Genomic DNA, 12,508 nt, shown 5'->3' with positions numbered 1-12,508 from the left:
GCGCGTGCCGCCGCCTTCCCGGCGGGTCACCCCTCCGACGTGCGACGCGCGTCGGTGCGTAGATCCGATCGGTGCCACATCACCCTTGGCGCTCTGCCGCTGACAGGCGCGCGGCATCGGTGGTCGGCACCGGCTCCGACACGTGCCGAGCCTGATCAACGTCGGCGGCGGTGTCGGACCGGGCACGCAAACTGGCGGTCTTGAAGCGTAGCGCCGGTCGTTCGACCAGATGCCACGAGGGTACGGCGAGGAGGAACGAGCCGAGCAGGCTCAGTACGATGTATGCGGCCATTCCGAGCTGGGCGCCGCCGAGCAGGGCGATCACCTGCTGCACGGGAAAGCCGTAGATGTAGATGCCGTAGGTGTAGTCGTGTCGTCGGCTGATGCGGAACAGTTTCTTCGGCAGTGCCACCGCCGCGAACAGCAGCAGGTAGGCGAACGTCGGTAGACCGACGGCAAAGAAGCCGCCCCGCCACAGGCTGACGATCAGGACTGCGGCGGCGAGCCCGGCCAGCACACCGTTGACGGGAATCCGGTGTGCGTAGAGTCGGGCGGCGACGCCGAGCAGGAAGAGGAAGCCAAGCATCAGCGTCCAGTCGGCGGCGAAGGCTCCGATCAGCGGGAACGGGCCGACGGCACCGTGCTGCGGCGGACGCGAGGTGAGCGCGGGACCCAGGAAGAAGTCACGTAACACCAGTGCGTAGCAGATGCCGGTCAGCAGGAGCACCCAACGCGGTGACCGGCGCAGCACCGAGGTCATGAGGAGCATGCCGATGAGACCGTAGAAGGCCAGGTCGTATCGGAGCGTCCAGAGCGACCCGTCGAATGCGCTGGGCCCCCCGAACATCTGCCCATAGGGTGTGTCGGCGAGAAGACCGGAAATAGGAAACTGCTCCATCGAGGCGAACAGGTTCGTGGTGACGTAATCGAAGGGGCCTTCCGGATGCGCCCAGAAACCGCTGAGGTTGCCGTTTTCCTTGAGGGCAACCAGCGGTGCGATAACGAAGGCCGTCACGACGAGACAGACCCACAGGCCAGGGAACACCCGAAGCAGGCGGGCGCGGATGTATTGCGACAGCGATGAGCGCAGCGCGCTGTCCGTGACAAGGAATCCGGAGATCAGGAAGAAGCCGTAGACGCACATCGTGCCGATGTCGCTCTGCCCGGCAAAAAGGCTCGCGCCAAGGTTCGCCTCGCCGAATCCGATCGGCCCCGCGTGCGCGATCACCACCCCACAGGCCATTGCGAGGCGCAGCACACCGAAGGCGTTGTGTTGAGCCGAGTATCTGTCTCGCAACGTCTGGTTGCGCTGCTCGTCGACCCACGCCTGCACCTGCCGACCCCTCTTCAAGACCTTGACACCTGCGCAGGCCGAACAGTTCTGCCACCAGACCGATCGCTTCGCCACCAATGACGTGCTGCCGGTTCTGGCAGTTGCTCGACACGGCCAGTGCGTTATATGGGCACGAACCCGGTCACGTACCACGGAGAGCCTCCGGTGGCGACATGACTCCGGATTCTGTCCGGCATCTGCCGCCGTACGCCGCCAACCTCGGGTCTCGAGGAGGCAGTGCGGTAGAGCGTCATCCGATCCAGCGTTCGAGTGCACGAAGGATCGAACTTCCCCGCGACGTTCGAGTTGTCGCATGAATTAGTGTTGCAGAGATACCAGGCAATGCGGGCGGAACGCACACAGACCACCCGAAAGGTCTTTCAGGGGATGCGATCACACGCTACTTGGGGCAGTCAACGTGGTCGGGTCGACTGACACAAGGCGTCTCAGGGCAGGTGTCTACGCAACAGCTCATGGAACTCGGGTGCGAGCCTCCGAGCATAGGTGGCGGTCAAATGGTGAGCATCCCGGTACACGAGCATCCCGTCGATCACGGCAGGGCACAGCTCGAAGGGACAGATCTTGTCATTCAGGTCAGCGAGATGCACAGCCGGCAGGGCGGCGGCGGCACGCTGCTGAGGGACGCCCCAGGCGAGCGCGCTCTGCCGCGGCTGTGCGCAGGTGCTCAGCCGCTCGCGATTGGCCGAGACACACTCGGCCATATCAACTTTGAATGCTGGTGTATCTCGGATGACCATCAGCGGCAGCCCGACGTCGGTGAGATCCGACCAGGTTTCCAGCAGCGCTGCCGCCTGGGCGTCCGCCGTCGCCGGGCCCGGTGGCGGCGTGCCGCCATTCACCAGGGGAATCTGGGTAACGCTGGATACGATCAACAGTTGTGGTCGTCGTTCGCCGACCAGCGCCGTTCGAAGTCGCCGGTTCCACTCGGTGCAACTCTCATCGGTCTGCCCGCCGATGACGATCGGCGCCGTCAAGAAGGAACATGTGGTCTTGACGTAGGTGACCAGGCGCCAGCCGCGCTCGGCCGCAACGACCTGCAGCGCCGGCACCCAGTGCGCCGCGTGGGAATCACCGGCCAGGGCCACCTCGACCGCAGAGTCACGGTTGCCGTAGACGCAGCTGCGCAACTCCGCCTCCCGTGCCTGCGTGACACAGCCGTCCTGGTAGACGTCAGGCAGATCGTCGCGAGCTTCGAACGGATCAGGACGGATGGTGGCGAACCGGTCGACCAGCGGCAACGAGTCGCTGCTGCCGGGTAGCGCACCGCTCGCTGCGCCGGCCACCTGCTGCGGGGTCGTGAGCACCGATGCGACCGGTGGCCGGACAGCGAGCTGAAGCCCGACCCCGGCGAGGGCCGTCACGCTGGTCGCGACCAGGCCCAGGCGGAGGGTACGGGCCTTGGCAAACCGGCTGTGCCGACATGGGTTCTCCACGAGGTGATAGGTCAGCACTGCCGGCACCGCCGAACAGAGAACCATCGCGAGCCCAGCGCCGGTACCCAGCGGACCCCACCGGGTCTCCGCCACCACCAGCAACGGCCAGTGCCACAGATACCAGGAGTACGAGACGACCCCGGCCGCCCGAATCGGCCGTTGTTCGAGGAGCAGGGCAGGACCGAATCGGCCAGCGCTGGGGCCGGCCGCGATGATGGCAACGGCACCGAGCGTGGGTAGCAGCGCGACGTATCCCGGGTAGGCAGCCGTCTCCGGTCGGATCGACGCCGCGGCGAGGGCCACCGCAGCCATCCCGGTCCAGCCGAGGGCCAGGGCGACTCGACGCGACAGGCGATGTAGCTGTCCGCCCAGGATCGCCAGGGCACCACCCAGGGCCAGCTCCCACACACGAGTGGTGGTGACGAGGTATGCCCGGGCTGGATCGGCCTGACTCAGATGTATCGACCACATCAGTGACGGAACGCCGACCAGAGTGAAGGCGACCAGCAACGACACGGCCATCCGGTCACCAAGAAGCCGCCTGCGGTGACGGCCCGAAAGTCCGTGCCAGGCGGCCGCGTTTCGGGTTCTGACCCCGCGCGTACGGCACTGCCGGCTCAGCACGCCGACAGCGAGCAGAAGCAGCGGCCACAGTAGGTAGAACTGCTCCTCCACCGCGAGCGACCAAAAGTGCTGGAGAATGCTCGGTGCTTCCTCAGCACGTAGATGGTCGGTCGACTGCTCGACCAGCCGCCAGTTCATCACGTAGGCGGTGCTGGCCAACGCGTCCCGGGCCGTCTCGGACCAGCGAATTGGCGGCAGGAACAGGTAGGTGAGCAGGACGCTCGCCACGATGACGACGCTCGCGGCCGGCAACAGACGTTTGGCGCGTCGGACGTAGAAGCCGGCGATGGAGATCGTGCCGGATCGGCGTACCTCGTCGACGAGGAGTCCGGTGATCAGGAACCCGGAGATCACGAAGAAGACGTCGACGGCGACGAAGGCGCCGGGAAGCCCCGGCAGGCCGGCGTGCCCGACCAGCACCAGTAGCAGTGCGAGCCCTCGTAGCCCCTCGATGTCGCGGCGAAAGCGGCCTGCCAGGATGGTGCCGTCGCTGCCGGCTGCTTGACGCTCAGCACCGCCGGGCAGACGCGGTGTTCCACCCCGGGTGAGGGCCTGATCGTGGCTCATCTCGATGTCGTTCTTACTGACCGGGTGACTCGGTAAGGACAGACGCGGAGCCTGCGGTAATGACCTGCCGCGCCGCAGCGCGGTTGTTCGGTGTGGGCACGTGCTGCGTGGCCTGCCTGCCCAGCAAGGTGGCGATGGCTTGGACGCACCGCTGCGCTGCGTGACCGTCGCCGTAGACTTCACGGGCCCCGGTCGGGGCGGGCTGACCGAGGCGGCGACCGACGGCCTCGACGATGCGGTCGGGATCGGTGCCGACGAGATCCCCTAGCTGGTGCTCGATGATTTCCGGTCGCTCGGTCGCGGTCCGGGTGACCACGAGCGGAACACCGAGGCTGGCCGCCTCTTCCTGGAGTCCGCCCGAGTCGGTCACCACCACGTGTGACGCGCGAAGCAGTCCCAGCATGTCGGGATATGCCAGCGGAGCGAGCAGTCGGATGTTCGGCAGGTCGGGCAATTCGGTCCGGGCTTGCTCGGCGAGCCGGGGGTTCGGGTGAGCGATGACCGCCAGTTCAATGTCGGGACGGTCCTCGGCGACCCTGGCCAGTGCCTGCAGAACCTTGGCGATTCCCACGCCCCAACTCTCTCTGCGGTGCGTGGTGGCCACGATCAGACGGCGACGCGGGTCGATCCACGTGGGAACGCGGGTCAGCCCCTCTCGCAGCAGCGCTTGTACGGCGTCGACGACGGTGTTGCCGGTGATCACGATGCGTCCGGCGGGTATCCCCTCGGCGAGCAGATTGCGTCGGGCCGTGCTGGTCGGGGCAAGGTGCAGGGTGGCGATGCGAGCGAGCATCGCCCGGTTGGACTCCTCCGGGAACGGCTCCTGAGGTTGGTGACTACGCAACCCGGCTTCCAGATGTACGACCGGTATCCGGTTCCAGAACGCCACGAGCCCGCCGACCAGCGCGGTGGTGGTGTCTCCGTGAACCACCACCGCGTCTGGTCGGCGACCAGTCAGCAGTAGCTCCACCGCGCTGGTCAGCTCGGTGGCGAGCTCGGCAAGAGAGCCCGTCCTACGCCGGAGGGCCAGGGCGGTGTCGGCACGCAGCCCGAACGGGGCCAGTGCCTCATCGACACGGCCGGGTTGCTGACCGCTGTCGACGACGGTTGTGCTCAACTTCGGGTCGTGACAGAGGAGGCGCACCAGTGGCGCGATCTTGACGCCCTCAGGTCGAGTACCGGCCAGGATCAGCACCTCGGGTGGCCTCGCTCTGTCACGTCCCATCGATCAGCCCCGACCTGCGCGTCGACGGCGGCTCACGAGGAAGCCACCGGTGCCAGCGGCCAGGGCGCCAAGGCCTAGCGCAAGCGGTGCACCGGCAAGCGGAATGACCGGGATGGGCGGTGCGACGGCGTTTACTCCACAGCTGGACAGGCCGATGACCACCGAGGCGAGCGCGCCACCCAGAGCGGAAAGATCCAGTGCCGTTACGCTCAACTGGCCGACGCTGGAACTGGACTGCCCGTTCAGGGTGAGGTCCAGCAGTCCGGGGACGCTCAACCCCGTGTTCGGCGCGGGATTGGCGGGCAGGCTGAGCAGAGTCGTCGGCACGCCCAGCAGGGTCGAGACGATGCTGGCGTTGACGAGAGTTGCGGTGCCGGTCGCCGAAGGGCTGCTCGTCGCGGTGCATTCGGAATAGATGGCGTCCGCGACGAGGTCGATCGTGGCTAGCCCGTTCGTGCCGAGGGCCAGCGTCACCTGAGCACCGGGGGTTACCGTGCACGCGCCCCCGGGGCCGATGGTGATGGCACCGCCGCTGCCGAGCACGCCGGCGCAGGCGGCGGAGGTGCCGTCGTTGTAGGCGCGTACGTACTGCCCGAGGACTCCGGCGCTGATGACGGTCTGGCTGCCGAGCACAGCCAACGGCGGGTTCGTGTTGCCCGAGATGGATTCGGTCGTGCCGTCGTTGGTGGCGCTGGCGGTACCGGAGCTTGCCAGGCCACCTCCGACCAGGCTGATCTGAAGTGCCGATGCGCTGGACTGGGAGGTGTCGGCCATCGCGGGTGACGCGACGACCAGAACTAGTGCCAGACCGCCGGCGATGGTCGCCGCGGCCCGGGCGACACCGGACCCTACTTTGTGCATGCGAAATCTCTCTTTCTGTTTCTGACGGGACCATCGGGGCGGTGGGTGGGGGTGGGCTTTGCCGGGGGTTGCGTAACGGAGACCGTGCCGCGTGGGCGGCCACCGCGCTGCGCGACCGTGCCAGCCGAGAGCGGCGGGCTCGGGTCGCTGTCGGAGGCCCGGCTCGACGGCGTCAGATCGGCGCCACGCGCGGTCTTCTGCCACTCGGAGCGGGAGGTGAGCATTCGCGCGAACGCGATCCAGACAGCTACGGACTGCACGTAGCTGTAGAGCCAGTGACCGACGCCGAGCCCCAGGGCGGCGGCCACCGACAGGTGCGGTTCACATCTGTTGCGGTAGACCAGGCCCCAGACCGCGAACGGAAGGACCCCGAACAACGCAATCAGCGGGGGTACGCCCCAACCACCTCCTGCCCACCAGGCGGTGATACCGCCGGGCGTGTGGGCTACGTACCATCCGAGCACGACGAGACAGCCCAGATAGATCGGTGTGCCGAGGAGCTGGAACCAGGGCGCCGCGAGGAAGTGGGCGATCTCCAGCGTGGCGGAGTTGCTGATCCGTCGAGAGTGCAGGACGGCGGCCAGATAGCGACCACACTGCATCGATCCCTGCGCCCAGCGGGTTCGCTGGCGGATCAGTGGTCGGATCCGGGTCAACGCCTCCTGGGCGACCCAGGTCTCCGCGCAGTACTCGGTACGGCCGCCCTGCAGCAGGATGTGCAGGCCGAGTTCGAAGTCCTCCAGCAGCGCCCCGTGCCAGGGGGTGCCGTGCTCCGTCGCGAGCTGCCGCAACAGCGAGACCCGGGTGAACTGGCCGTTACCGCCCATCGCGACGCTCGCGGTGTAGCGGCGCAGTGACTGCATGGCCGCGATCGGCGCGCGGAACTCCATGTCCTGGAGCCGGACCAGCAGCCGGGCCCACCTGCCGGATTCTCCGGCCGGCCGAGCGCACTGGATCATTCGGACCTCGACCTGTACCGCGGCCACCTCGGCGGCGCCGAAGTACCGCGGGCCAACGAGCGCGGAGCGACACCGAGGATCCAGGTAGCTGTCGGCGTCGAGAACACCGACGATGGTCCGTTCGAGGACGGCGTCCGCGGGTAGGTGGCGCGCGATCGCCTCCCACGCGGCGTTCAGCGCCGCCCCTTTGCCCTGTGCGGCATCGGGCAGCCGGCGGGATACGACACGGACACGGGGGTCGGCGGTGAACGAGTGCAGCACCGCGTCCGTGCCGTCGTCCGACCCGTCATCGACGCACCACACGGTGACGTCGGGGAGGTCACGCAGCAGTCGGTGCAGGCTGCCCGCGATCACGCTGGCCTCATTGCGGCAGGGGATGACGATGTGCCAGTCGTAGCTGGTGTAGTCGCTGCCGCTTGCTCGACGTGTGCGTAGGTGGATGATGAGAATGCTCAGCACGTAGGCACAGAAATAGACGCAGAGCAGGAAGGCCGCCGTGTTCAGAATGGCAAGGGACTGGATCTCAACGGGCACCTGGTGACCTCCGTGTCCGGCTTCCCCGCCCTACCAGGAGAAAGAACACGATGGCCACGGCGATGAGCCCGACCGTGCTGATGGCCGATCCGATGAGCACATGGCTGCGCTGGTAACCGACCTCGAATCCCCACAGCTGCATCGACGCGACAACGGCCGCGAGGCGTATCTGGTTGACCACCACGAGCAGCCCGATCGCCAGGGCCACCGCGACCAGCGCACGGGTCAGCGTCACCCGCCGGAAGCCGACCAGCAGGGCGGCGAGGACGAATGGTGGAACCAGCAGCAGGGCGACCGAGCAACCGGTGGAGACCAGAAAGCCGACCCAGCGTTGTTCCAGCGGGAAGATGACGGCGGCCCCGATGGAGGTGGTTTCCGCGAGACCGATCGCGGAGACCAGTCGGGCGTTGAGCCATGCCTCGACCACTGCCACGTCGTGCCATCGCCGCAGCAACACAGTCCCTAACGCGATGCCGCAGACAGCACCGATCGAAGCCTGGAGCCAACTCTTCGCGGTGGATCGGTCGGTCGGCGGCCGTGTGCTCATCTAGGTCGACTCACGAACGTGGCGAGCCAGAGGGTGGTCCCCAGCAGGATCAGTCCGATCCCGACGAGCAGCCAGGAATGTATCGCCACGCCGGTCGTGGCCAGCCCTCCGCCGACCGCCGGCCCCTTCGTCGGAACCCCGTACATCAGCCTTCACTCCCTCCGGTATGAGGCGCAGCCCTTGCGCGACAAAAGGAACATATAGGACATGGCTGGCGATAGGTGACCTATCCCCAATCTGACTGATCTTCGCGATGGACCCGCCGCGGATTGCCCGGAAGCGGATCCGGCGGAGCGCGGACAACACCGAGCAGCCCCGAGCCACATGGGCAGAGGCTGGGCAGCATGGAATGCCCCGGTGATGGGCTCCGGGGGTGCAGCTGGTCAAGCGTCCAGGAACAGCGCGACCGGGGTCGCGTACACGGCCTTCATCGCACGTGTGGCGGTCGCACCCCGACCGGATCGTCGATGCTCGCTCGGTGGCTAGACCGATGAGGTGAAGGGGCAGGTCACTGCGAGGCTCCCACCGGCTGCCCCTGTCGTGGCCGGTAGGTGTGCTGTGCGCCCCCCGCGCGCCGCCGCCATGCTTCGCGGACGGTGAGCTGGACTCCCTCGGCGAGCCCGATCGTGGGCCGCCACCCGAGTTGAGTGAGCGCCTTACTGCTGTCCAGCGCCATCCGGCGCACCTCATCCGGGTTGGGATGCGGCGCGTAGTGCGCATCCGCCTCCACCGCCAGCACCGAGCGGACAAGCCCATAGAGGTCGTTGACGCTGGTCTCTATGCCGGTGCCGATGTTGACCAGTCCGGCGCCCGGGTAATGACAGGCTCGGGCCACCGCGTCGGCCACGTCCACGATGTGCACGAAGTCTCGGGTCTGCTCGCCGTCGCCGTGGATGGTGGGTGAGTGGCCGTTCAGCAGCGCCTCGGTGATCACGGCCACCACGCTGCTACTGCCCCCCGCGGGCCGCGGGCCGTAGACGTTGCCGAGCGCCAGAGCCGTGTACATCATGCCGCGCTCTCGCCGGTACCAATCCAGATAGCAGAGCGCCACAGCCTTGCTGATGCCGTACGGACTTGTGGCCGCCAGTGGTCGGTCCTCCCGGATCGGCAGCGCCCCCGACGGGAGATTACCGTAGATCGCACTGCTGGCGGCATGCACGAACAGCCGTACTCCAGCCTGCGCGCAGGCGTCCAGCACGTTGATCGTCCCGAAGATGTTCACATCGGCGTCGAACAGCGGGGACTCTCGGGCTGCCTGCAGGCTGCCCTGACCCGCGAGGTGTACCACCACTTCGGGTTGCCACTCATGAATGATGTCGACCGCCTCCGCGGTGCGGATGTCGCCTCTGAGGACGTCTGACTGCGAGAGTCCGCCGTACGCTGCGTCGGCGAGGTTCTCGACCCGGCCCGTCGAGAAGTCGTCGAGCACTTTGACGTGAATGCCCATCAGCATCAAGCGCGCGACGACGTGACTGCCGATGAATCCGGCCCCGCCCGTCACCAGAACGCGACTCGGAACCGAGTTGCCTTGCCCGACTGACTCGACCCCGTTCGGCGGAACTTCCATCGTGAACTCCTTGACGGCGGGTGAGGACTTTTCTCGGCATCGCCGTGCGACTGCCGTTACCTTTCGTTGAGCAGGATCATCCTGGCATAAAGGCACCAATCGGGCAGGAGTTTTCGTATACGAAGAAGCTTTTTTTTGTGGCAAATAGCCGGTTTATCCCGGTGAATCGTTCATAGTGCTGTCGGGAGCATCAACAAGCTCTTGGTCCGCTGGGAGGAGGTCAGCCGCGTGGACAAACCGTCAATCGCCACGCCAATTGAAGATTCTCCGCGAACGAAGCCTGGACACCCGCCTTGCCGGCACGGGGATACGTCTCTGCTCAGCGGCCGCCGGAGCGTCTCGGCGCGGCAGGCGGGCGGCGGACGCCTACGCGCACTGGTGATCGAGCCGGCCGACTCGCCCGTACGGTCCGACCGGCTCAACGAGGACTTCGACGTCGCGCTTCGCGTGCCGGCGCCCGGTCGCACCGAGCAACTCACGGCGGTCCTTCGACGGCTACGGCCAAGGGTGCTACTGCTCAAGAATTCGCTCGACAGCATCGACGAGCCCACGGTGGCCGCATGCCAGCAACTGGGCGTGGAGATCCTGGTGTTGGCACGGCCCGTCTACGGACTACTGCCCACCCGAGGCCTCCGGCGCTTCGGCGGGCTGCCCTGGATCCGACTGCGGTCGAGCCAGCGTCGTCGCGCCAGCGAACATGTCAAGCGGTACCTCGACCTTGGCATCATCGCGCTCAGCGCGACGCTGGTGCTTCCGCTGATCCTCGCCATCACCATCGTGCTCTCCTTCACCGGTCCGCCGTTCTACCGCCAGCAACGCGTCGGCACGGGGGGACGGCCGTTCTACATGATCAAGTTCCGGACCATGCGAACCGGGGCGGAGCGCGAGACCGGACCGGTGCTTGCCCAGCCGGAGGACACCCGGATCACCCGGGTCGGCCGCCATCTGCGCCGCACCCGGCTGGACGAACTCCCGCAACTGTGGAACGTCATCCGCGGCGAGATGAGTCTGGTCGGTCCCCGCCCCGAGCGGCCCGAGTTCATCGCGGAGTTCCGGCAACTGCCGCACTACGACCTGCGTCATCTGGTCCGACCGGGACTCACCGGGCTCGCGCAACTCACCGGTGGCTACGCCGCCACGGTGGAGGAGAAGCTCCGCTGCGACCTGTTCTACCTCAACTGTCGTTCGCTGCGGCTGGACCTGAGCCTACTGGCCCTGACCGTCCTGGACCTGTTCCGGGGATTCCCCCGTGGCTAGCCCGACCGGCACCGCTGGCGGGCGACTTGCCCGCAACACGTTGAGCATGCTGGGCGCCCGGGTGGTGATGGCACTGGCCGGGCTGGTCACACTGCCCATCGTCTACCAGCATCTCGGACCCAAGGCGTTCGGCATCTGGGTGCTGCTGACCGGTCTGCTCGCCATCGCCGCGCTGTTCGACCTCGGCCTCGGCTCCGCCCTGGTGCGGGAGGTGGCGAGCGTCAACGCCCAGAGCGAGCCGAGCGAGGTGATCAGGCGGCTGCTCGGGCTCGGCCTGGCCTGGGGACTCATCCTCGGCGGGCTCACCTTCTCCGCGCTCGCCGCCTGTTGGCCGTGGATCGCCCACCTGCTACGACTCGGTGAGCTGACCCGAGACGCGTGGCACGCGGCGCTATGGCTGCTGCTCGGTCTGGTGGCCAACGGGGTGGAACTCCCCTGGCGCGCGGTGCTGGAGGGTGTTCAGCGCTACGGAACGTTGGCACTGGTGAGCACCGCGATGGCCATCCTCGGGGCGGCACTGACGATCGCGGTGGTGCGGCTCGGCGGCGGTCTGGTCGCGCTCGCCGCCGCCACCGGGGGGACAAGTGCGATCCGGACCATTCTGCTCGCCGCCGCCGCAGAACACCGGCACCGAAACCTGACTCCCCGCTGGGGCCGCCTGAGCGGTCACGATGTCCGTCGTATCGGCGAGTACGGTCTGCGGGTTCAGGTGTCCAGCGGCGCCGCCGCCGTGAACGTGGAACTCGATCGGCTCGTCCTCGGCGGCTTCTTCGGCCCAGCGGTGGCCGGCAACGCCGACCTCGGCGTCCGTCTGCTCAATCTGTTGCGTCTACCGCCCGGCTTCGCGTTGCTCGTGTTGTTTCCCGCTGCGGTCCGGCGCACGGTCACCGGCGGACGGGCCTGGCTCGACACCTTCTACCTTGACGCGACACGTCACCTGGCCACGTTTCTCGCGCCGGCGGCGGCAGCCCTGATGGTCAGCGCCGATCCCCTGGTGCGGCTGTGGCTCGGGGAACCGGTGTCGTGGGCCGCGCCGACCATCGCGGTCCTCGCCCCCGCGTACGCGCTCAACCTGATCATGGGCGCGGCCACCATCGTCGCCCGGGTCGAGGGCCGTCCCGGCCTTGAGACGCGCTACGTGCTGCTGTCGGTCGTGTTGAACGTGGCGCTGACCGTACCGCTGCTGATCTTCGCTGGTCCGCTCGGAGTGCCAACCGGTACCGCGCTCGCGGTGGTGCTCGCCACGGCGTACTTCATGGCCCACTTCCACCAGGCGACGGCGCGCCCGATGCGGCCGATGCTGCGGACCCTGTGGACACCGACCGCCGCCGCGACGGTGGCGGGGGTCATCACGGCGGCCCTCGTCGGGTACCTGCCGGACGGTCCGGGACGATCCTGCGCAGCGCTTTCCGTGATCACCCGTGCGGGCCTGACGCTGACGCTCGCCGCCGGGCTGCTCATGCTCTGCGGATATCCGCGAGCCGACGAACGAGCCTGGCTGCGGTCGCTCGCCGGTCGGGTCCGAACCACGCTGGCCATTGGAGTTCACCGATGAGCCTTGACCTGCCCCCCGTTCAATG

The 12,508-nt window shown here is 67.5% G+C and carries 9 protein-coding genes; 2 read left to right on the top strand and 7 right to left on the bottom strand.

From position 1 onward, the window contains the following. Positions 1–79: 79 nt before the first annotated feature. The 7 genes from AC2CHE_RS06085 to AC2CHE_RS06055 all read right to left on the bottom strand — a co-directional run bounded on the left by AC2CHE_RS06085 (position 80) and on the right by AC2CHE_RS06055 (position 9,671). Positions 80–1,408, bottom strand: coding sequence for an acyltransferase family protein (locus AC2CHE_RS06085; RefSeq protein WP_484503905.1), 1,329 nt, complete (start codon positions 1,406–1,408; stop codon positions 80–82). 371 nt (positions 1,409–1,779) lie between these two features. Continuing rightward, the gene (locus tag AC2CHE_RS06080) at positions 1,780–3,978 is read right to left on the bottom strand and encodes an acyltransferase family protein (protein ID WP_484503904.1); all 2,199 of its coding nucleotides are present in this window, start codon (positions 3,976–3,978) and stop codon (positions 1,780–1,782) included. A gap of 13 nt (positions 3,979–3,991) precedes the next feature. Further along, positions 3,992–5,203, bottom strand: a complete 1,212-nt coding sequence (wecB, locus tag AC2CHE_RS06075) for a non-hydrolyzing UDP-N-acetylglucosamine 2-epimerase (protein WP_484503903.1) — start codon at positions 5,201–5,203, stop codon at positions 3,992–3,994. Positions 5,204–5,206: 3 nt separating this feature from the next. Then, positions 5,207–6,064 (bottom strand): choice-of-anchor P family protein, encoded by an 858-nt coding sequence (locus AC2CHE_RS06070; RefSeq protein ID WP_484503902.1) that lies wholly within the window; start codon positions 6,062–6,064, stop codon positions 5,207–5,209. Continuing rightward, positions 6,052–7,557, bottom strand: a complete 1,506-nt coding sequence (locus AC2CHE_RS06065) for a glycosyltransferase (protein ID WP_484503901.1) — start codon at positions 7,555–7,557, stop codon at positions 6,052–6,054. The genes AC2CHE_RS06070 and AC2CHE_RS06065 overlap by 13 nt, the downstream gene beginning before the upstream one ends. Beyond that, positions 7,547–8,014: a hypothetical protein gene (locus AC2CHE_RS06060; protein ID WP_484503900.1), complete on the bottom strand. Its 468-nt coding sequence runs from the start codon at positions 8,012–8,014 to the stop codon at positions 7,547–7,549. Before AC2CHE_RS06060 ends, AC2CHE_RS06065 begins: the two co-directional genes overlap by 11 nt. Positions 8,015–8,612: 598 nt before the next feature. Further along, on the bottom strand, positions 8,613–9,671 hold the full coding sequence (locus tag AC2CHE_RS06055; RefSeq protein ID WP_484503899.1) for a GDP-mannose 4,6-dehydratase: 1,059 nt from the start codon (positions 9,669–9,671) through the stop codon (positions 8,613–8,615). Positions 9,672–10,049: 378 nt separating this feature from the next. On the opposite strand from AC2CHE_RS06055, the gene AC2CHE_RS06050 reads away from it, so the two are divergent. Next, on the top strand, positions 10,050–10,928 hold the full coding sequence (locus AC2CHE_RS06050) for a sugar transferase (RefSeq protein WP_484503898.1): 879 nt from the start codon (positions 10,050–10,052) through the stop codon (positions 10,926–10,928). Then, positions 10,921–12,483 carry a lipopolysaccharide biosynthesis protein gene (locus AC2CHE_RS06045; protein WP_484503897.1) on the top strand — a complete coding sequence of 521 codons (1,563 nt, stop codon included), beginning with the start codon at positions 10,921–10,923 and terminating at the stop codon, positions 12,481–12,483. Before AC2CHE_RS06050 ends, AC2CHE_RS06045 begins: the two co-directional genes overlap by 8 nt. The last annotated feature ends 25 nt before the right edge of the window (positions 12,484–12,508 follow it).

The organism is Micromonospora sp. ATLC16 (assembly GCF_057196645.1).
Note: the sequence above shows the minus strand (reverse complement) of the source record. Positions and strands in the feature narration are given on the sequence as shown.